The sequence below is a fragment of the Desulfobacula toluolica Tol2 genome (assembly GCF_000307105.1).
Lineage (GTDB): Bacteria > Desulfobacterota > Desulfobacteria > Desulfobacterales > Desulfobacteraceae > Desulfobacula > Desulfobacula toluolica.
This window is the reverse complement of sequence record NC_018645.1, coordinates 1,036,924-1,058,765: the sequence shown is the minus strand read 5'-3', so window position 1 is coordinate 1,058,765 and position 21,842 is coordinate 1,036,924. Positions and strand designations below refer to the sequence as shown.

Below are 21,842 nucleotides of genomic sequence, written 5' to 3'. Positions count from 1 at the left end.
AATTACTGACTACAAATACTTGGGCTTCTCCTCATGTAACGACAAATTTGTTGTGGATATTTCTAAAAATGATACAATAAAGGTTATGAATATTACGATGTGATCAAATAATAAAATCAAATTTTTGCTTTATTGGATTCGATAAAACAAAGAAACACTTACAAAAAAGATCAAGGAGAACACGAAGTCATGACTCTGACGTTAAAATCCACAATTTTTGGCCTGCTTGCAAGCCTCTTTTTTTTGAGCGCCTGCACCGGTCTAACCCTGTCTGTTCAATTCAAACAAATTGACGGTCTTAAACAAAATGACCCGGTGATCTTCAACTCAACCACCATAGGTAAAGTCAAAACCATATCCTATACCAAGGATGCCGACTTTCTTGTCTCAATCCAAATCCAGAAAGAATTTTCCCATGCAGCCACCGAAGATACACAGTTTTACATTGATGTATCGCCTCTTTCCTCAAACTCAAAATCAGAATCCAAAGCTGTTTTTTTGGAACAGAACAATCCGGGCGGCAAAAAACTTGACCCAGGCACAATTGTTCAAGGCACCTCTAAACGTACTCTCATCCCTTATGCCAAAGCCCTTGAATCCCTGGGCCAGACACTTGAAAATGCTTTTTCCAAAATGCTTACAGACATTGAAAAAATCCCGGAATCAGATCAATATAAAAACTTGAAAAAAAAATTATCAGAACTTAAAACCAGGCTTGAATCATCAAGCAAAGAGATGCAGGAAAACATCCGTAACGATATTCTTCCAAAACTGGAAGAAAAATTCAAAGAAATCATCAAAAGCCTTGAGCAGCAGGGACAAAACGACAAGGCCAGGGAACTGGAAAAAGATTTTGGCAAGCTTCAGGAGATTTAACAGGGAAAAATACAGCGGCGGCTTTGTCTGCAGTCTGCCAGCACCCGTGTTGGCCTTGTCGATGTTTTCATGTGTCTGTGCGAACAGTACCGGATAGAAGCAGTGAGGCAAGTAGTCGCACGGAAGGGATGCCTTTTTCAGACAAAGCTCGCCAGAAATCAATCAAAAAGATTCAAAATCATCATCTTTGACAAACCGTATCTCCTGGTCCGGCCGGACTTCCTTTGCACCGGACAATATTTTATTGCCCTGAACTGAAGCTTCGTCATGTTTTGCTGAAATCTTTCGGGTTATTATTCCATAAGACCTTCCAGAGCTTCTATTCTTGTCCCCGGTAACAAGAGAAACAAGGTCTGCTACAAATTCTTTGAGATGTTCTGCCTGGGCACTCAACTCTTCTGATGCAGAAGCAGATTCTTCAGCATTAGCCGCATTTTGTTGAATAACCTTATCCATCTCACCGATAGCACTGTTAACCTGCTCGATTCCATCAGACTGCTCTTTGGAAGCATGTGATATCTCTGATATTAGAGCGGCTACCTGTCCTGAACTTTCAGTAACTTTACAAAATGCTTCATTGGCAGTTGAAACCAGCCTGGAACCATTATTGACCTTGTTAACGGTTCCTTCTATCAGCGAAGAAGTTTCATTTGCAGCATCTGCGGCCCTCATGGCCAGGTTTCTTACTTCATCTGCCACAACGGCAAATCCTGCGCCTGCTTCTCCTGCTCTGGCAGCCTCAACAGCAGCATTAAGCGCCAGAAGATTGGTTTGAAAAGCAATCTCATCAATGGTTTTTATGATTTTAGAAGTTTTTTTACTGGCGTTTGAAATCTCTTTCATGGATTGGGTCAGTTGAGTCATTGATTCATTGGCAGCGCTGACAACCTTACTTGAATCTTTCATGATCGCATCGGCCTGTCCTGCATTTTCAGCATTTCTCTTTGTCATTGAAGACATTTCCTCCATGGATGACGAAGTCTCTTCTATGGAAGCTGCTTGCTCTGAAGAGCCCTCAGCCAGTGACTGACTGGTTGAAGACACTTGGCCAGAAGCTGAGGCAACTTGGCTGGCTCCTTCGCCCAGACCCTGGATTACTATGTTCAGTGGCTTGGTAATGATTCTTGTAATAATGAATGCAAATAAAAGACCCAGAAAAATCGCAATAATTGTTCCGGTTAGCATGATGCTATTTGCAGTTGAAATCTGCCGTCCCATTTTTGCCTTTTGATCCCCCCTTGCTGCCGTACAGACTTCATTGACACCCCTTGCTGACTTGACCATCCTGTCATCGGTAATTTTTTGTGTTTTCATAAGTTCTGCAAAATTATTAAAAGCTTTATCATATTGCCGGATAGCCGCAATAACAGAAGTTATCTGTTCAATATTCCGGCTTTGTTTAAACCGTAATTTCAAATCATATGACAACGCCAGGATTTTTGCCAGGTTTGTATCAACATTCTCCCGCCACTTGTTTTCTCCTTTGGATATGATGAATTCTTTTTCGTTTTTACGACCGTCCATAAACCATTTGATCAGCCTGTTGGCATCATCCGCTTTTTTAAGCTTATCATTGATAACATCATCGCCGGCAAATTTTTTCATTGCTTGAGTCAATTGTAGTTTTTGATCTTCCCTTATGGCTTCAGACTGTGCTAAAACTTTTCTTGCCATGGAGCGCATTTCTTTCATGGCATTCTCTTTTTGATGATCCAGTTCCACATATTCCTTAAATGCATTGGAATAAGCAGTTGCTTTTTCAATCACCTGGTCCATCTGATCTTTGTTTATGGCCTGATCAAACTTGTTTTTTGTTTTAATAGCCTGTTCCACAAGCTTTTCTATATCTTCTTCAACTTTTTTTATATAAGAGTGATCCCCCCTGATAATATAATTTTTCTCCTGCTGGCGGGTGTCCAAAATCATTTTAACGATACGATTCACATCATCGGCCTTGTCCACCCGGTCAATCACTCCTGACAGGCTTTTAAACCCGATAAAGGCAACGATACAAAGAAAAACAAGTACCAGGGCGAACCCACTGAAAATTTTCGTACCAAGTTTCATGTTTTTAAACATTTGCTCTTCTCCTTTTTATGATTTTAAGTGCTTTGATAAAACTCAATTGTCCGGTTTTCAGTAAACTGAAAAAGGCTGGATAAACAGTTGTTTTAAAAAATCAGAATAAAAAAAACGGAGCTTTGAGTAAAATATAATTATTTACAAGTCTCCCTCAACGGATGAAATCGTGTTTGTTGTCAGCACCTAATCAATATTTTTGAATCAGCGGATCAATTTGTGAGCAATATGAACTGGAGACATGAAATAAAATTGATTTCATATGTATTATCAATATATTATTCGATTGTCCAGTTTTTAATGCGTTATACATTTAAAACTGTATTCACCGTACAACAGCCCCATAATTTCAATCTCTCAACCAGTCCAAAGTGACAATGCATGATTAACAGCCAGATCACTTAATTGTTTTCTATTGAGAATGACTGAGGCTTTCAGCAGCACCAGATAGATCAAACTCTTAGGCAGGCATGACACGCGACATGCATTCTTTCCTTTATAAAATTTGTGAAAAACAAATTTATCTGTCACGCATTCACAATGCACGACACTAAAGAGCGACATTAATGTGTCACGACTTTGTGTCGTGCGTCAATATGAAAATTTCTTAAAACAAACACACATGAACTTGATCTTTATTAAATTCGAGTATTATTGAATCCCTGTTCCTCAAAATAATATTTAGCCTGGCCGGAATTTTGCTTTTTATAACATGAGGACTACAACAAGGACAAAAGGAGAAAAATATGACCATTGAAACGACTTCAATTCCTGTAAAATCACTATCCCTGACGACCATAGTACCCTGTAATCAAAAGATAACAGACACATTAGGCCAGTTTGCCGAGCTTTTGGAAAAGCAGATGGAAAATACTGTCAATACCAGGCAAAACCAGGCAGATAATTCCCATGCGAGTGACGATGTCGCCATAATCAAAGAAAAAGGGTTTGCCGGCTATTTCAAGGAACTTCGGGTACGAAGAATAGAGAAACTCAGAGATGAAATCCTTATGGCAATGGGGATTACACAAGAAGACCTTGGCAAAATGTCGCCCAAAGACCGTGCTGCCATTGAAAAAACCATCTCAGAAGAGATCCAGAAACGTCTTGCGGCTGAATCTGCCATGCAGGATGATTCCGCCGGGAATGCGGCTTTGACAGGATCTGAATCCATTTGGCAAAAAACAGCCTCAAAATACGACGTCCGCAATATAACTACGGATGAGACCGCTGAGTTGTCGCAAAAATTATATGATGCCGGTGAAATATCCTTGCTTGATCATGCAATATTGTCCTTTGATCCAAGTCACCTTCCCTATGGCACAACTTTTCTAACCCAGGCAGATAGTACAGGGCATCGTGACTTGATTTCAGAATATGAGACCCGAATCAACATGAATAAAAAAATGGGAGACCGCCAAAGCCGTATGAATAACGAACAAATTCTCGAATATCTAAACCGTCTTGATAGATAAATTTAAAAAAAAGAGCCAGCCTGAAAAATATTCCCGTCAGGCTGGCTCCCTTTTTGATAGCGGACTTTTAATTTTTATAAAAAATAACATTAAATAATATTTGTTTTATTTACAATTTAATTATATAAAAAGAATATTTATTAGTTTTATATTGAATCAATTTCAGGATGGATAGAACCCGTGGATGATAAAATAAAACAATTGGGGCAACGCCTGAAAAAAGCCCGGCTGGAACGTAATGATCCGCAAAGGGAGTTTGCCTTTCGAATCGGCGTGTCGATTCCCACACTCTATAAAATGGAACAAGGGGACCCTTCAATATCAATCGGCAAGTGGGAAAAAGCCTTGGCCGTGCTTGACAGGCTTGACGACCTGGATTATCTGCTGGCCCCCCGAAAATCCTTATTTGAAGAGGTCCGGAATCAAAAGCGGGACAAACCCAGGCAACGGGCTGGCAAAAAGAGGATAAAAAAATGATCTGGCTGGACGTTAACATCACCCTTCCCGATAACACAACCATCAATTGCGGGGAAATCGTCACCAGGGAACCAGACAAAAAAGGTATCATTCCCGGGGCCTTTCAATATACCCGGGAATATCTTGAGCATCCAAAGGCTTTCCCTTTGGATCCCGTAACCCTTCCTCTGAGACAGGAAGAGTTTACCGTACAAAGGCCGGAAGGGATTCACGCTGTTTTTGAAGACGCTCTGCCAGATAATTGGGGCAGGAAAATCCTGATACAGAAAGCCGGGCTGCCCCGCAGCGAACAGCGCCCGCCAAATCTGCTTGGGGTTTTGGGAGCCAATGGATTGGGGGCCTTGTCATTTGCGCCAAAAGGGCAGATAACGCATATCAATCAGCCGGCTGATATTGTAAGCCTGCCGGATCTTTTAGAGGCGGCCCTGCGATATGATGCGGGACTGCCGGTGAATGAAAAACAATTAAAATTGCTGTTTGTCCATGGCAGTTCTCCCGGCGGAGCCAGGCCAAAAACCCTTGTTCAAAGGGAGCCTGGATATCTGTGCCTTGCAAAATTCCCAAAGCATGATGATTCTTTTTGCGTTGAACGGATTGAGGCTGGATGCCTTGAAATGGCAAGGTTGTCCGGCCTGGATGTACCTGATTTTGAAATCAGGGAAGTTGGCGGCCGAAATATTTTACTGATAAAGAGATTTGATATTTCCGAACACGGCGGTCGGTATCACATGATCAGCATGCAGACACTGCTGCAGGCGGAAGGATACTATCAACTGGGATACAAAGACCTGTTTGAAATCCTCAGAAAATACAGTTTTCAACCATCTGTCGATATCCCCATGCTGTTTCGCCAGATGACTTTCAATGCGGCAATCGGGAATACCGATGATCATCTGAAAAATTTCTGCATACTCCATAAAGAGCCTGGTTTTTGTTTGTCTCCGGCATACGATGTGTTGCCGGATTTATATGAAAGAAGAGAGCATGTTTTATCTTTCCCGATGGGATCCGGGCAGTTGCCTCCCAACCGGCTTACATTACAGCAAATCGGTAAAAAACTTAAAATTCCCCGGACAGAGGGTATTATTGACGACGTCCTTTCCGCCGTCTCAAAATGGAAGGAAATTTTCCAACAATACCGTGTTCCTGAATTTGACATCCAGAGACTTGAATGGGGAATTCAAAGAAGATTAAGCGCCCTGGAGAAACCTGCGGATATCCCGGAGAAATAACGTTCAGCTGCCTTAGGGCTTAAACGGTTTTCAAAAAAGAGCGGCCCGGAAAACAGCTTCCGTAAGGCCGCGCTGCTTTTGATACCCAGGTCAAACAACCGGATGCCATGCCCTACACCGCAGGCCTGGGCAACATCCCCGCCCGTTCGGCGATTTCAGGCATCTTGTGTTCCCATTCAATGGCCATCATGTGTACCCCTGAAACCCCTTCCATCTGTTTGAATTCTTCCACCTGTTCCAGGGCGAACTTGATGCCCTCTTCTGCCTGGTCACGCTTGTCCACACCCTTGAGGCGCTTGATCAGAGAATCGGGAATGTCCATGCCAGGCACGAATTTTGACATGAAATTGGCCATACCCGCATTTTTCATGGGGGTAACTCCGGCCAGAATATAGCAGCGTTCATGAAGCCCCATGTCCACAGCCTTTTTCATGAAATCCCGGAACTTTTCCATGTTAAAGATACACTGGGTCTGAATAAAATCAGCCCCGGCTTCTATTTTATTGGCCAGCCGGTATACCCGGTATTCATAGGGGTCGGCAAAAGGGTTGCATGCCGCACCAATGAACATCCGGGGTGCAACATCAATTTCCTCACCGTTAATGAACTTTTCCTCATCCCTCATCTTTTTTACTACTGAGATAAGCTGCATGGAATCAATATCATGAACATTTTTGGCTTCAGGATGGTTGCCAAATGTCTGGTGATCCCCGGAAAGACACAGCATATTCCGAATACCCAGGGCATAGGCACCCAAAATATCGCTCATGATGGCCAGGCGGTTGCGGTCCCGGCAGACCATCTGAAAATTGGGTTCCAGCCCTTCTTCAACCAACAGAGCCGACCCTGCAAGAGAAGACATCCTGACCACTGCTGTCTGGTTATCGGTCATATTCACAGCATCCACATTGCCTTTGAGATATTGAAATTTTTCTTTCAGATGCCGGACATTGGCACCTTTGGGGGGGCCGCACTCTCCTGTGAATGCGAAATAACCGGCCTTTAGAACCTTTTCAAGATTACTTCCCGACTTAAGATCATTTCCTGGTTTAAATTCGCTGCCTGACTTAAGCTCATTCATTTGAGTCTTCTCCTTTGTCAGTTTTTTATCTAAAACTTCTCAAAAAATTCAAACAAAAAACGTTACATCTTTGGTTTCTGCCCTTTAGGATATTGCGGACAGATCCAAATAAAATCCCGACTCTGCCTGTGGCATTTATATGTTGCCCTTGACCAATTCTTCGCGTATGCTTCTTCTCGGTCCGCCATCCCGTGCCGTGCGCCAGTTTTTTATCCCCTTGAGACCCATCAGGTCTTCGAGTTTTCCAGCCTCCATTTTTTTGCGGACAATCAAATCCCAGACACACACCGTGTCTTTGTTTACCTCGCAAATCCCGTTGGATGATCCGCCGCAGGGGCCGTTCATAAGGCTTTTGGCACACCTTGATATGGGGCACAGCCCGCCGAAATCGTGAATCACACAGGTGCCGCAGCCCGCGCACCTCTCCTCCCAGATCCCGTGCTGGGTGGCACCGCCGAAAAAGGTGGTGTTGACCCCGGGATAAAAGGTCTGGTCTTTGTACATTTCAGATAAAAACTGGGGCCCCACGCCGCAGGCAAGAGATACAACCGCATCATAATCCCCTACGGTATCGCTTATCCCGGCCACATATTCGGTGTCGCACTGTCTTTCCAGAACCTGAGTATCAATTTCAATGTCGTTTCCATTTTTCTTTCTGGCGATTTTAATTACCGAGGCCAGTATTTCAACCTCCTTTAATCCCCCGACATTACAGACAGTAACGCACCCTTTGCACCCGATGATGAGAATTTTTTTATCATTTTCAACCATCGCCAATATCTCAGGAAGAGATTTTCGATCTGCTACTATCATGATTCACCTCTATTGTTTTTTTAACCATTCCAAAAACTTGAATTTTTTTTTGGCACAATTTAACAGTATGAAAATTTTTGTTTCGCTTAAAACTTCACGCTGCATGGTGTTTTTTCACCGGACTTGGCCCCAACTCCCTGATGCAGGCCACCATCTCATTGGCAATCTCGGCAAATCTCGCACCCTGGGCCGACGAAAGATTGTACATCCGCACCCGTTCAGGCTCAATGCCAAGCTCCGTCAATGTCCGTTGAACATATTCCACTTTTTTTCGGGCCTTAAAATTGCCCTCTTTAAAATGGCACTCTCCTTCAAGGCATCCCGCCACATAAACCCCGTCCGCTCCGTCTTCAATGGCATTCAGCAGGTGAAGAATGTCCACCCGTCCCGTGCAGGGCACCTGAATAATTTTAACGTCTGCTGGATAGGACAGTCTCATGGAACCTGCCAGGTCCCCGGCTGCATAAGCTCAATACTGGCAGCAGAATGCGATTATCCTGGGTTCAAATTCCCGGGTCATGTTTAACCTCCGTTCATCAACGCTTATGAATATTAAAAACTTATAAACATACAAATTTTACAACCGTTCAAATTTTACAAACATTCAAAGCTTATAAACACTAAAAGCCTGCAAACAATCAAACATCATAAACCTTTTATGCATCTTCAAAAAGCGCATCCGTCTTTGCCATTATCTGCTGATCCGTAAAATGATCCAGCCGGATTGCCTTGCCCGGACACTCCGCCACACAAGCCCCGCATCCATGACACTCGGAAGCATCAATCTGAGCATATCCGTCCTCATGGATATAAGGAATACCATAGGGACAGGTCCTCACACAGGTCAGGCAGACCGCACATTTTTCAGGAGTCACCCTGGCCACCACACCGCCCACCATCAACGAGTCCCTGGAAAGAATGGTCATGGCCCTGGCAACCGCCGCCCTTGCCTGGGCAATACTCTCTTCAACAGGTTTGGGATAATGGGCAAGGCCCGCCACAAACAACCCGTCCGATGCGAAATCCACGGGCCGCAGCTTGGCATGGGCCTCCACCAGGAACCCTTCAGCGTTTGTCGGCACTTTTAATTTTTCAAACAAATTCTTGTTGTCCCCCGGCACAACCCCCGAAGCCAGAACCACCAGGTCGGGATGAATGGTCACCGGCATCTGCAGGATATGATCAATCACGGACAATTCCAGCAGTTTATTGGCATTTTCCCTCAAGACCGGCATTTTTTCCAGATCATACCGGATAAACAAAATGCCCAGGCCCCGTGCTGTCTGGTACAGGTCTTCTCTGAAACCATAAGAGCGAAGATCCCGGTAAATAACATAAACTTTTTTTCGCCTGTCCATTTCTTTTAAGGCAATGGCACTTTTCAGGCTATGGGTGCAGCAAACCTTGCTGCAATAAGGGTTCTGCTCATTTCTGGAGCCTACACACTGGATAAACACAACAGACTTTGCCTTTTCAATTCGAGAGTCCTTTTCCCGCAATGCCGCATCCATATCCAGATGAGTCAGGACATCGGGGTGTTCGCCGTAAAGATATTCATGGGGCTTGTATTCTTTTCCGCCGGTGGCAAGAACGGCGGCCCCATGTTCAATGCTGCTTTGCTGTCCGGTTTCATTGTTTTTAACGATGGTGATAAAATTGCCCATGGAGCCTGTAAAGGATTCTATTTGAGAATCCAGATACAGATGAATAGCTTCACTTGCATGGGTTTTGGCAATCAGGCTTTCAAGATAATCAGGGATATTTTCCCCTTTCCAGGTGGCATTCAGATTCCTGGCAACACCCCCCAGAACTGCTGTTTTTTCCACCAGATGAACGTCAACCCCCTGGCCTGCTGCACAAAGAGCTGCTTCCATACCAGCCACGCCGCCGCCCACCACAAGCAAAGATTTTTTAATCTCCAGGGCCACCTGGTGCAAGGGTTCTACAAATGCGGCTTTGGCCACGGCCATTCGAACCAGGTCCTTGGCTTTTTGAGTGGCTTTATCCGGGTCGTTCATGTGAACCCAGGTATTTTGATCCCGAATATTAGCCATCTCAAACAGATATTTGTTCAGGCCTGCATCCCTTATGGTCTCCTGGAACAATGGTTCATGGGTTCGGGGTGAACAGGATGCCACCACCACCCGGTTAAGATCATGCTCTTGAATCACCTGTTTCATGTGATCCTGGGAATCCTGGGAACAGGTAAACAAATTGTCCTCCACATGGACGACATGGGGCAATGTTGCCGCATAATCCCTGACTGCCGGAACATCGGCAATACCGCCGATATTGATGCCGCAGTTACACACAAACACACCGATGCGGGGAGCCTGCCCTGAAAAATCGCTCTCCGGCGGCAGTTCTTTGGTTCTGGTCTGGCTCCACCTGGCATCCTGTAAGGCCATGGATGCACTGGCCGCAGCCGCCGAAGCTTCCATAACACAAGCGGGAATATCCTTGGGCTCCTGGAAAGTGCCGCACACATAGATCCCTTTTTTGCTGGTACACACAGGCGACAGGTTATCAGTACGGGCAAACCCGTGATGATTCAGTTCAATGCCCATTTTATCCGCCAATCTTTGGGCGTCCTTATTGGGTGAAAGCCCTATGGACAGCACCACCATGTCAAAAATTTCCTCAACCATGTGACCGGCCTCAGAAGAGTACACAATCCTGTAGAAATCTCCGGGTTCGGGAAATACGGAATGAATTCTTGACCGAATAAACCGGACCCCGCTGTCATCCTGGGCTCTCATATTATACTTGTCAAACTCTTTTCCATGGGTTCTCATATCCATGAAAAAAATTGCAGTATCAAGATTTTTGCCACTGTGTTCCTTGGCAATCACCGCCTGTTTGTTGGCATACATGCAGCAGACTCCCGAACAATATGAATGATCACCTTTATTGATATCCCTTGATCCCACGCACTGAAGCCAGGCGATCTTTCTGGGTTCCTCATTGTCTGAGGGCCGGACCAGGTGACCGCCATATGGCCCGGAAGCCGACAAAATTCTTTCAAACTCCAGGCTGGTCATGACATTGGGGCTGTGGCCGTAACAATAGGAGGTCATCTGCGTTGGTTCAAAAGGGGTAAACCCGGGAGAAAGAATAACCGCCCCCACGTTGATGGTGTGGGTTCTGCCGGTCATGGAATGATCCACTGCATTGGCAAGGCAGGCATCCACGCACTGCATGCATTCGGAACAATATCCGCAGTTCAGGCATCTTGCCGCCTCTTTTCTGCCTTCTGCCTCACCTAATCCCAGCTCCACCTCATTAAAATTACCGGCCCGGTCTTCCAGGGCAAGTTCAGGCATTTTATAACGGTTTTCAGTTTTCATATCTTCTGCAATCGGCTGGAACTTTGGATTTTCAACCACTGGCAGTTGTCTTCCCTCTTCCATATCCAATCCTTGAAGATACCGGAAAATGGATTCAGCCGCCTCCATACCGGCTGCCACGGCTGCAATGGCGACACTGGGACCTGTCTGAAGATCCCCGCCCGCAAACACCCCTTCCCGGTCCGTGGCAAGGGTCAACGGATTCACCCGGGTGGTGTCCCATTTGGTGATGTTCACACCTGCCATATCTTTCAGGGCGGTAAGATCCGGGCGCTGACCGATTGCGCAAATAAGCTGATCAATTTCAATATCGTATTCACTGCCCGGCACAGGGATGGGACGTCTTCTGCCCGAGGCATCAGGTTCGCCCAGTTCCATTTTGATCACCCGCACAGCAGCCAGTTTCCCGTTTTCTTCCATGAGCTTCTGAGGGGCGGCAAGATAGACGATATCAACGCCTTCCTCTTCTGCAGCCCGGATCTCCTCTTCCCAGGCCGGCATCTCTTTTCTGGTTCTGCGATAGAGGATGGTGACCTCTTTTGCCCCCAGCCTGACCGCAGACCTGGCCACGTCAATGGCCACATTGCCGCCGCCGACAATCGCCACTTGCTTGCCCACCCTGGTTTTCCCGGACAGGTTGAGTTCCCGCAGAAAATCCACGCCCTGCCTCACCCCGTCAAATCCTTCTCCTGGAATGCCCAGGGCAATTCCCTTATGGGCGCCCAGACCGAGGAAAACCGCATCAAAACCATCCGCCATAAGGCTGTCCACGGTAAAATCCCTGCCAAGACAGACATTAAATTTAATGTCAACACCCAGGTTGGTGACCACTTCAATATCTTTGTCCAGTACCTCCCGGGGCAGGCGATGGTCGGGAATGCCCACCCTCAGCATACCTCCGGCCTCGGGCAATGCTTCAAATATGGTTACATCCACCCCTTTTCTGGCCAAATGATATCCTGCTGACAAACCAGCCGGGCCGGAACCGATGACAGCCACTTTTTTGCCGATCCTGAGCGCACACTCAATCTTCACATCCCTTGGATCAAAACTGTCTGCTGCAAGCCGTTTCAAATCCCGGATGGCCACTGGCTCATCCACCTGGCACCTTCGGCAGGCATCCTCGCATTCATGAGGACAGATACGACCCAGCACTCCGGGCAGGGGAAGCTGTTCCATGATGATTTCCAATGATTCTCTGTACTTACCCTGCTTGACCATCTGGACATATCCTTGAACATTCAGCCCGGCAGGACATGTCAGACGACAGGGGGCCTTGTCTTTTTTCTCAATGGCATAACCCGACGGCATGGCCTGGGGATACAGTTTAAACGCGGCCTTGCGGTTTCCCAGCTCCTCGTCAAACCGGCTGGGAAGCTCCACCGGGCAGACAGCGGAACATTCCCCGCAGGCCGTGCATTTTTCCAGGTCAATAAATCGCGGTTTTTCCTTTAATGTTATTGTAAAATCCCCTTCAACGCCGGTAACTCCATCAATCTCGGTCATGGTTAACAATTTTATGTTCAGGTGTCTGCCTGCTTCAACCAGTTTTGGCGAAATAATGCACATGGAGCAGTCATTGGTGGGAAAGGTTTTATCCAGTTGCGCCATTGTTCCGCCGATGGCTGTGTTTTTATCCGCAAGGTATACAAAATATCCCGAATCCGCCAGATCCAGTGACGCCTGGATACCTGCAATGCCGGCACCCACAACCATTACCGACCCTCTACCTTTTTCGGCCATTTGGATTCCTCCTTTTTATAGTCCCACGCCGGCCAGATCCGGCCCAAGATAGGTTCGTTCCGTATCGGCAAGCACCCCCATGGCAAGGCAAATGATAGTCCACAAATGAACCACATGATAATTGCCGCCAAATTGCTCGCCAATATCTTCAATCTGGCCGTGACAATTGTGACAGGGTGCGATCACATAAGTTGCACCGGTTGCCGCAAGCTGATTGAATTTGGTTCTGCCGTAGGCCCTTCTCTGATCGGGAAATCCAGCCTGCAAAGCACCACCGCCGCCGCCGCAGCAATAGTTGTTCTCCCGGTTGGGAACCGTATCAATAAAATTTTGCTCACCCACAACGGTTTTAATGACAAACCGCAAATCATCCACAATTTTATTTGACCCGGTTTTTCGTCCGATATTGCAGGGGTCCTGCACTGTAAATTTAGCGCCGATCTCTTTATTCCAGTCTGAATTTACCTTGAGTTTGCCTTCCCTGATCCACTGTGCGTAGAGTTCAATAATCGTAACAAGTTTAAACTTATGGGGAATGTTAAATCTTCGCAATCCTTCCAGGATCGCAAAATATGAGTGACCTCACTCTGTATTGACCACAAGGGGGCTTTTCAAGTTATTGTCCACATGATGAACAAATTCCTCGATAATATATTTCCATCCCTCATTATCAGCCATGAACATGCAATAATTTTCTCCGGCCCACATCACCGAAGGATAGGTCCAGTCAGCACCCACAGTGTGAAGAATTTTCCATAACGGCCCCATTTCCTCGGGTTCGGTCACAGGTTCTCTTGAGTTCTGGTTCAAAACCATTGCCGCGCCTTCCCGGTCCACAGACACCTGAAGATCCTCAAACCCGGGATGGTCTTCTCTTATCTCATCAGCTACATCCAGCACAGTGAATTCAAAATCATCCTTTTTCGCGCCCATGGCACTGCCTGTCTTGATATGCTGGTCACAAGACCCGAGAATCCCCTTGGGCCGTTTTTCCCGTGGAACCATATTGCGAATATTATAAACCAGGGCCGGAATATTGATGTTCATGGGACAGGCTGCCACGCATCGTGCGCACATGCTGCACACCCATTTCCAGTCGCTTTTGAGAATTTCATCGTCCATGCCCAGATTCAGCATCCGAATAAGTTTTCTGGGGTCCATATCAAACAGTTCCGAGGCTGCACACCCCCCGGTACAGGTTCCGCACGTCAGACAAAGATCAAAATTTGCGTCCGGCACCTTTTCCAGGACGGCATCTTTAAGTTCAATGTCCAGTTCATCAATCTTAATTGCCTCTGCCATTTTAAAATTCCCCCTTACTTAATAATTCTCCCTTGTCTTAATGCTTTCTTGTTCTGGTGTTTTTTTATCTTAATTTGGCAGCATTCAAATACTGCACCAGGTTATCAACCCCCCCAAGAGTTACAATATGAACCCCCTGGCAGATATCTTTCAAACTTTTAACCGTGTCGGCGAAAAGCTCCATACTTGCCTTTTTTTTGTTTGTTGCATTCATCAGCTTTTGGATAACCCATTCAGGCACAAGTCCGGATTTAAAATGGCGATTCAAAAATTTTCCCATTCCTGCTGTTCTTAGAATCATGACTTCGGCAATAACCGGAACTCTAAAAGGCTCAACCTGCTTCATGAACTTTGCAAACTGATCAATATCAAAAATAGGCGTTGTCAAAAAATATCCCGCCCCCACATTCATCATATCTTCCATTTCCTCCATGCCGCGTTTTGGCATGCTTTTTCCCCAGGGGGTTTCAATCCCGGAGCCAAGGGAAAATTCAACTTTACTCTCAAGCTCTTTTCCTTCAATGGTCACCCCTTGTTTCAAGTGATTCAGGACTGATCCCAGTTTGCCGGAATCAACATGAAAGAACATGGATTCCTGAAGTGTATCCCCGGAAATCCTGTAGTCTTCGGTAAACACCAGAAGATTGTCAACACCTGTTTCATGGGCCAGTGTCAAATCCTTTTGCAACTGAAACCGGTTTTTATCTCTTGTGGTGGTTTGATAAATTGCATTCAGGTTGTTCTCTTTTAACAGACCGCAGGTTTTAATGGTGTCGCTTACAACACCTTCAAGTTCTATTTCAGCGATTGACAAACCGTCCACGCGGCCTTTTACCCGTCCAAGGCTTTCAACCAGCCCCTCGGATTCTTCATCACCGAGGGGAACCTGTACTTCGGATGTCACGACAAATCTCTTTTTTTCTAATGATTCTTTTAAATTCATGATCTGCCTCCTTCAGCTGTTAATCCAAGCAATTTAGCCACTTCTTTTTTGAGCTTGGGCAGGGGCAACGGCTTTGAAAAACAAACATCAGCACCATACTCTTTCATACGGGCAAATTTATCGTCATCCAGGTATGCTGATAACACGATAATCTTGGTATGTTTTGTTTTTTCGTTTGCCTTGATCTTTTTACAGACATCATAGCCTTTGATATCCGGCATCATAATGTCCAGAATCAACAGATCCGGATGAAAATGATTGACTTGAAGCCCGGCTTCAAAACCGTCCGAGGCTGAAATAACTTCATAGTCAAATTCATCTTCTTCCAATGCCTGTACGATTGACTCTACAATGATCATATCGTCATCCACAACAAGAATCTTTTTTCCGGAGCCGCCTTCTTTCGCCTCAGGAATGGGAATTCCCTGGCTTTGCATAAACGCTTCAAGATCAGATTTTTTGATCCTGCGATGTCCGCCAACAGTGCGATACGCCTTAATATGACCGGCTTCCACCCAGTTGATGATGGTCTTAGACGAAACATTGCAGTATTTGCTTGCAGTGAATACAGTCAACGTGTCTTCCATAACACCTCCTTCTAGACGATTTTTTATGGGTTCAGTTATTATAGTTATTTTATATAATATACTTTGTCAAGCATTATTAATTCCTATAATAACCATAGCTTACACAACAAGCACCCGATTCGGCGAAAAACACAAGACCACAAAGGCTTTTCATGAAAACAGCAAACATAAAAAAAATCAAATCTATTTTAAAAAAAACAACCGCCTGTTTTTTTTAAATAAATCCATGATACAAAGAAATCTTTTCGCAAATCAGCCGCCAAACAAGCCGTTCACGGCGATAATCAGTACCGCGGCAAACTGATTGTCGCCTATTTGCCGGCAAGGGGAAGCATAATGGTAAACTTTGTCCATTTTCCCTCTTCAGATTCAACAACAATATCTCCACCATGATCCTTGATAAACCCATAGCAGACGGAAAGGCCCAGCCCCACGCCCTGAACATTCTGTTTCTTGGTTGTAAAAAAAGAATGAAACACCTTTTCAATATGTTCGGGCTTGATTCCGGTTCCAGTGTCCTTGACACTTACATAAAGATTGTCTGAAATAATTTTTGTAGATATTTCAAGCGTACCGCCGTCAGGCATGGCATACATGGAATTGGAGAACAGGTTGATAAAAACCTGGCGCAATTGATCCCTTGAGGCCAGGATTTCCTCCGAATCACGAACAAGATCAAGTTTTAATTTTATGCCGCTTTCCCTGAACCGTTTTTCGTAAAGCAACAGCAGCTCATCAAGCACAACATTAATATCAATCTTAATGCGTTTGTCCTGATCCGGTTTTGAAAACGACAGCATTTTTTTGAGCATATCCGCCAGCCGTTCAATTTCCGACAACGACATGTCCAGAAGTTTTCTTCGCTTATTTTGAGGTGAAATCTCGGTTTTCATCAACTCCAGGGTGTTCATGATGCCAAACAGCGGATTGTTCAGTTCGTGTGCGATCTGGGAGGTGAGCCGACCCATGGCAGCCAGTTTTTCCGACTGAAGCAGGTGCTGTCTTGCCGCACTGAGTTCTCTTTCTGTTTTAAGCCGCTCCTTTAAATCCACAAACAGCCCGACCGTTGCCCATTCATTGCCTTTTTCATCATAAATAATGCCTGCAGAAAGATTTCCTTCAACCAATTCGCCGTCATCGCGTTCAAAATTCAATGGATAGGAGTTCAGTTTTCCTTTGCCCCCATAATTTTCGCTGCGCATCATTTCCATAACCGTTTTAGCCAGTTTTTTTGAAAAAATCTGCTGAATGGTCATTTTTTTAACCACCTGGGCAGCCTTAAACCCGAAGATATCTTCTGCACTCTTATTCCACAGCCGGATCACTCCTCTCAAGTCCATTGCCATAATGGCGTTGGGAGAACACGAAATGATCTTATCCAAAAAATCATGGGCTTTTTTGATCTGGTCCTCGTGTTTTTTTCTCCGGGTCTGATCCACGACAATGCCTTCATAGCCAAGACTTTCCCCATTGGCATCATAACGGACAGTGCTGGTTAACAGAATATGGATAATATTCCCGTCCCGCCGCCGCCATTTTAACTCGTAATCAACAACATGGCCTGTTTTTTCTATTATCTGTGTATATTTTTGTCTGTCTCCGGGCGTCAAATAAACGTCCCTTGCAAGATCAAGCAAAAGAAACTCTTCCTTGTCCGTATAACCGAGCATTTTCAACAAAGCAGGATTAACATCAAGGAACCGCCCCTCCCGGCTGCTGATAAACACGCCACACCCCACATGTTTAAACAGCCGCTGATAACTTTCCTCGGAGGATTTGAGTTTTTCCTCCTGCCGAACACTGTGAGTAATATCCCGGTATATGGACAACTTGGATTTGGTTCCGTCCTGGTTGGTTACAGGAAGTTCAGACAGGGCAAATATTTTATCAACCGATTCAATATGCACCTCGCTGTGATGGGTTTCATTTTGGTCAAATATTTCAGTATATTTACACCAGGTGCAAGGGATGCCAGATCCGATCAGCACCTCATGGCATTTTTTGCCTACCCCGTCCCCAAACAACTCTTTCATGAATTTATTCATGTATTCCACGGTATAATCTTCATTGATGATATAAATACCTTCCTCAAATGCATCCAGTGCATCCAGGAGCTTTGGAGTGTGATCAGCCATGAGATATCTCCTTATAAACGAAAAATGTAAGTATGACTTCAATTAATACTTGCCGCCTTATTTTTTGTCAAGATCCCGCATATTCCATACTGACACAAACCAAACCTTTTGTTAAGCTTATGAGACGGTTGACTAAAGCCTCCGGCTATATTAGAAGTGAAAACAAATAATTATTTTCACTTTTCAAAGAGCAGAACATGAAGTTTTATGGTTAAGCGGGATAAATAAAGGAGAAAACATACCTGCCGGCAGACTTGGCAAACCCGAAGAAGTTGCCGCCGCAGTTGTTTTTTTATGTTCAAAAGACGCCGGATATATTACCGGCCAGGTGATAGGTATCAATGGAGGCGTGCTGTAAAATGGACTTGATCTTTATCCGTAGGTTTTCTGACCATGACTTGCCATGAAAAAAAACAGATATGATAATTTGTGATCTTCCGTTTTAAACCAATTGCTCTTTTTTAACTTGATTGCTTTTGAAGCCATTTATTAATGGTCGTGGCATACACAATATTTTCACATGGTTTGGACACATAATCCATATTTTTATCGGTTTTTAACAACTCTTTTATGGATTCCAGGAAAGCGAAATTTCCAGACACAAAAATAATGGGGAGATTCTTATCTTTTGTACGAATATGCCTGTATATGTCAAACCCGTTAAAATTTCCCGGCAGTAAATAATCCAGGCTGATCAGATCAAATTCACCGTTATCATATTCATCCATGGCTATTTCACCGGTTTGCGCAATTGTGATCTTGTGACAAAATGGCTCACTTGATAATATTTTATATTGAACTTTTGATATGGAAGGCTCATCTTCCACCAAAAGGATTCTTCTTCCTTTGATGACTTTTTTTTGTAAAACAAGGCGTTTTTCATTTTTTGTCAGGTCTTTTTTAATGATAGGAACGGAAATAATAAATTTGGTTCCTTGATTTGTTTTGCTTTCAAAACAAATGCTGCCCTTATGTTTTTCAATATACTTTTTAACATTGGACAGGCCATATCCTGTCCCTTTGATACCAACTCTGTATGCCCCTGTAAAATCTCTGCTGCCTTTCAAGGTAAATGATGGAGAATAGATATCCTCATGATATTCATCAGGAATCCCGCACCCATTGTCAATGATCTCAACAAACAGATTTTTTGATCTGACATATGTTTTTATGGTAAGCTCCGGTTTTTTTACAAGACTCATGGCATGAATCGCGTTCTGAACAAGGTTAACCAGCGCATGCTCGATCATACCGGGATCAGCCAGCAGTTCAGGCAGATCAGAGTTAAAGTTTCTCACGACAACTGTATCGTCAAGATCTTTGTCCAGCAAGTGAATTACCAGATTGATCATTGAATGAATATTAAAATATTCTTCTTTAATTTCCTGGTCTTTTGCAAATGCCACAAGGTTCCGGGTCAGATTTTTCCCCCGTATTGTCTGTTCCAGGATAATTTGCAAGTTTTCTATGGTCTCTTCTTCCCGGCAATCCAGAAGCGAAATCTCAGCATTTCCCATGATGGCCCCCAGTATATTATTAAAATCATGAGCCATTTTCCCTGCCACCTGACCGACCAGAGCATATTTTCCCTGATCAAATGAAAACTTCAATGCATCAACCTTTTCTTTTTCCCTTAATTTGCGTTCTGTAATATCCGTTGCAACACTCAATTTTACCAACCTGCCATCTGACCACTGGATGGCCTGATCTGTAATTTCAAATACTCTATTTAAATATCTATTTTCAAAGTCACGGACATGAAGCCCGGTTGGCTGACCGTTTTTATCCACCATTTTCCCGTTAGTACAATACCTGCATGGCGTTTTCTTATTTTCAAAAAACACGTCCCAGCAGATCCTTCCCATCAAATCAGATGTACACTTTCCAAAATATCGGGCAAAGGTTTTATTGACAAACAACAATTCATAAGTATCCATGTCCACAACAGATATGGCGGAATTAAGATTATCCAGAACATGGATAAACTGATCACCTGAATTTTTTAACTGATTTTCAATATCTTCTCGTCGATAAGTCATATTAAATATCCTGTTATAATATTTTTAAGAATTCCTATTCAGCCATTTTCATGTGAAGGTGAAATTGAAATAAGCGCGATATCTTAAATAGAAAAAGGCCAATTGAGAATCACGTTAAAGGATTTTTTATTTTTAAAGAGTGATTTTATTTATTTAAACTATTTTCATAATAAAATCCATATAAAAATCATGGTCATACAATATTTAAAACGTTTATAATACATCACCCTCTAATCCTGCACCCCTTTGGATAATTAACCCTGGCCACAGCATTGGTTCATTAAAACCATCAATTGTTCTTGAAATTATCATAATTTAGTGATAATTCATGCCATTTTGGGGTTAACGATTTAAAAGAAGAGATAATATGGGAAACGACGATCAAACATTTAACACAAAAATCATTCCGTTACGAACAAAAATAGATAACATTGATTCACAAATTCTTTCCCTTCTCAAGCAACGCCATGCTCAGGTTGAACATGTGGTCAAGCTAAAGAAAAAACACCAGATACCCGTATATCATCCTGCCAGGGAAGAAGATCTGATCTCAAAACTGAGAATTCAGGCACAAAACGCCAATCTTGACCCGGATTTCATGGAAGACCTTTACCGGGTGATTTTAAGGCAGTCCCGTGTCGAGCAGACCGGCCAGATGGAACACAAAGGCATCAGACCGGGTGCCAAGGTACTGATCGTCGGGGGGGCGGGCCAGATGGGAAGATTTTTTGCTTCACTGTTTCTCAAATCCGGTTATGACGTTAAAATCCTTACGAGACAAGATTGGGACAATGCAAAACAACTTTGCAAAAACGTTGATCTTTGCCTGATTTCAGTTCCCATTGAAAAAACCGAAACTATTATTGAACAGATCGTACCCTTTCTTGAACCCAAAACCCTTCTTGCGGATCTGACCAGCATAAAAACCAAACCATTGGAAAAAATGCTTGCTGCCCATCCGGGACCTGTGACAGGACTTCATCCCATATTCGGACCCACGTCGGGTTCCCTTGACAAACAGATCATTGTGGTCACACCGGGAAGAGATTCAGATCGCTGCAAGTGGCTGAAAGAACAGCTTACGCTATGGGGGGGGATTATTGTTGAATCCAGCGCTGCAGAGCATGACGAAATAATGGAAATTGTCCAGGCACTTCGCCATTTCGCCACGTTCTGTTTCGGGCAGTTTTTATATGAACGGGGCACACCTCTTGAAAGAACCCTTGAATTTTCAAGCCCGATTTACCGCCTTGAGCTGGGAATGGTAGGGCGCTTATTTGCCCAGGACAGCTCGCTTTATGCGGAAATAATTTTTGCGACCCCGGAACGTCGGAATCTTTTAAAAGAGTTTATTTCTTCTTTAAGCCAGCATTTTGAAATGCTGGAAAAAAATGATAAAGACCTCTTTATTTCAAAATTCAAACACATTGCCCGGTGGTTTGGCCCGTTCAGTGAACAGGCCATGCGTGAAAGCACATTTTTAATCAACAAGCTTACGGAACGGTTTTAACTTTACTGGTCTTTTTTTTCCTGCCGTTCCATTTGAATAAATTCAAGTATTTCCTTTAGCACGAAATACTTTGATAGTGCTGCGGCAATTTCTTCTTGTTCAGGTTTTGTCCCTGTTGTCCGGGTGATAAAGTCTGATATGCCCCCAATGGCTTCAACCATGCAGTCCTTAAGTTTGATATCTGTTTTTAAATTTTTCATTGA

17 protein-coding genes are annotated in these 21,842 nt (G+C 44.2%); 6 read left to right on the top strand and 11 right to left on the bottom strand.

Features of this window, described 5'->3' with window-relative positions; translation table 11 throughout:
- Nucleotides 1-189 precede the first annotated feature (189 nt).
- Entirely contained in the window at nucleotides 190-876 is a 687-nt protein-coding gene (locus tag TOL2_RS04970) for an MlaD family protein (protein WP_014956430.1), read from the top strand.
- A 162-nt stretch (nucleotides 877-1,038) separates the two neighbouring features.
- Here TOL2_RS04970 and TOL2_RS04965 read toward each other — a convergent pair whose 3' ends face one another.
- Nucleotides 1,039-2,955 (bottom strand): methyl-accepting chemotaxis protein, encoded by a 1,917-nt coding sequence (locus TOL2_RS04965; RefSeq protein ID WP_014956429.1) that lies wholly within the window; start codon nucleotides 2,953-2,955, stop codon nucleotides 1,039-1,041.
- 746 nt (nucleotides 2,956-3,701) lie between these two features.
- On the opposite strand from TOL2_RS04965, the gene TOL2_RS23440 reads away from it, so the two are divergent.
- The 3 genes from TOL2_RS23440 to TOL2_RS04945 all read left to right on the top strand — a co-directional run bounded on the left by TOL2_RS23440 (nucleotide 3,702) and on the right by TOL2_RS04945 (nucleotide 6,139).
- Nucleotides 3,702-4,430, top strand: coding sequence for a hypothetical protein (locus TOL2_RS23440; RefSeq protein ID WP_014956428.1), 729 nt, complete (start codon nucleotides 3,702-3,704; stop codon nucleotides 4,428-4,430).
- Nucleotides 4,431-4,610: 180 nt separating this feature from the next.
- Nucleotides 4,611-4,907, top strand: a complete 297-nt coding sequence (locus TOL2_RS04950) for a helix-turn-helix domain-containing protein (protein ID WP_014956427.1) — start codon at nucleotides 4,611-4,613, stop codon at nucleotides 4,905-4,907.
- Nucleotides 4,904-6,139 (top strand): type II toxin-antitoxin system HipA family toxin, encoded by a 1,236-nt coding sequence (locus TOL2_RS04945; RefSeq protein WP_014956426.1) that lies wholly within the window; start codon nucleotides 4,904-4,906, stop codon nucleotides 6,137-6,139. The genes TOL2_RS04950 and TOL2_RS04945 overlap by 4 nt, the downstream gene beginning before the upstream one ends.
- A gap of 112 nt (nucleotides 6,140-6,251) precedes the next feature.
- On the opposite strand, the gene TOL2_RS04940 is transcribed toward TOL2_RS04945, so the two are convergent.
- The 8 genes from TOL2_RS04940 to TOL2_RS04895 form a co-directional block, all read right to left on the bottom strand.
- A complete protein-coding gene (locus tag TOL2_RS04940; protein WP_014956425.1) occupies nucleotides 6,252-7,220 on the bottom strand; it encodes a methylenetetrahydrofolate reductase in 969 nt (322 codons plus the stop codon).
- 135 nt (nucleotides 7,221-7,355) lie between these two features.
- Nucleotides 7,356-8,033, bottom strand: a complete 678-nt coding sequence (locus tag TOL2_RS04935) for a methylenetetrahydrofolate reductase C-terminal domain-containing protein (protein ID WP_041279273.1) — start codon at nucleotides 8,031-8,033, stop codon at nucleotides 7,356-7,358.
- Between the two features lie 94 nt (nucleotides 8,034-8,127).
- Nucleotides 8,128-8,553, bottom strand: coding sequence for a hydrogenase iron-sulfur subunit (locus TOL2_RS04930; protein WP_173391114.1), 426 nt, complete (start codon nucleotides 8,551-8,553; stop codon nucleotides 8,128-8,130).
- A gap of 136 nt (nucleotides 8,554-8,689) precedes the next feature.
- Nucleotides 8,690-13,123 (bottom strand): NAD(P)-binding protein, encoded by a 4,434-nt coding sequence (locus TOL2_RS04925; protein WP_014956422.1) that lies wholly within the window; start codon nucleotides 13,121-13,123, stop codon nucleotides 8,690-8,692.
- Between the two features lie 15 nt (nucleotides 13,124-13,138).
- Nucleotides 13,139-14,425 (bottom strand): (Fe-S)-binding protein, encoded by a 1,287-nt coding sequence (locus TOL2_RS24020; protein ID WP_014956421.1) that lies wholly within the window; start codon nucleotides 14,423-14,425, stop codon nucleotides 13,139-13,141.
- A 64-nt stretch (nucleotides 14,426-14,489) separates the two neighbouring features.
- On the bottom strand, nucleotides 14,490-15,368 hold the full coding sequence (locus tag TOL2_RS04910; protein WP_014956420.1) for a methylenetetrahydrofolate reductase: 879 nt from the start codon (nucleotides 15,366-15,368) through the stop codon (nucleotides 14,490-14,492).
- Nucleotides 15,365-15,955 (bottom strand): response regulator, encoded by a 591-nt coding sequence (locus tag TOL2_RS04905; RefSeq protein ID WP_014956419.1) that lies wholly within the window; start codon nucleotides 15,953-15,955, stop codon nucleotides 15,365-15,367. The genes TOL2_RS04910 and TOL2_RS04905 overlap by 4 nt, the downstream gene beginning before the upstream one ends.
- A 311-nt stretch (nucleotides 15,956-16,266) precedes the next feature.
- Nucleotides 16,267-18,090 (bottom strand): PAS domain-containing sensor histidine kinase, encoded by a 1,824-nt coding sequence (locus TOL2_RS04895; protein ID WP_014956417.1) that lies wholly within the window; start codon nucleotides 18,088-18,090, stop codon nucleotides 16,267-16,269.
- A gap of 166 nt (nucleotides 18,091-18,256) precedes the next feature.
- On the opposite strand from TOL2_RS04895, the gene TOL2_RS25865 reads away from it, so the two are divergent.
- The gene (locus TOL2_RS25865) at nucleotides 18,257-18,448 is read left to right on the top strand and encodes an SDR family oxidoreductase (protein WP_083863873.1); all 192 of its coding nucleotides are present in this window, start codon (nucleotides 18,257-18,259) and stop codon (nucleotides 18,446-18,448) included.
- Between the two features lie 103 nt (nucleotides 18,449-18,551).
- On the opposite strand, the gene TOL2_RS04890 is transcribed toward TOL2_RS25865, so the two are convergent.
- Nucleotides 18,552-20,129, bottom strand: coding sequence for an ATP-binding protein (locus TOL2_RS04890; RefSeq protein ID WP_014956416.1), 1,578 nt, complete (start codon nucleotides 20,127-20,129; stop codon nucleotides 18,552-18,554).
- Between the two features lie 367 nt (nucleotides 20,130-20,496).
- On the opposite strand from TOL2_RS04890, the gene tyrA reads away from it, so the two are divergent.
- Nucleotides 20,497-21,639, top strand: coding sequence for a bifunctional chorismate mutase/prephenate dehydrogenase (gene tyrA, locus TOL2_RS04885; protein ID WP_014956415.1), 1,143 nt, complete (start codon nucleotides 20,497-20,499; stop codon nucleotides 21,637-21,639).
- Between the two features lie 2 nt (nucleotides 21,640-21,641).
- Here the strand turns inward: tyrA and TOL2_RS04880 are convergent, their stop codons facing one another.
- Nucleotides 21,642-21,839: a hypothetical protein gene (locus TOL2_RS04880; protein WP_148278055.1), complete on the bottom strand. Its 198-nt coding sequence runs from the start codon at nucleotides 21,837-21,839 to the stop codon at nucleotides 21,642-21,644.
- Nucleotides 21,840-21,842 lie beyond the last annotated feature (3 nt).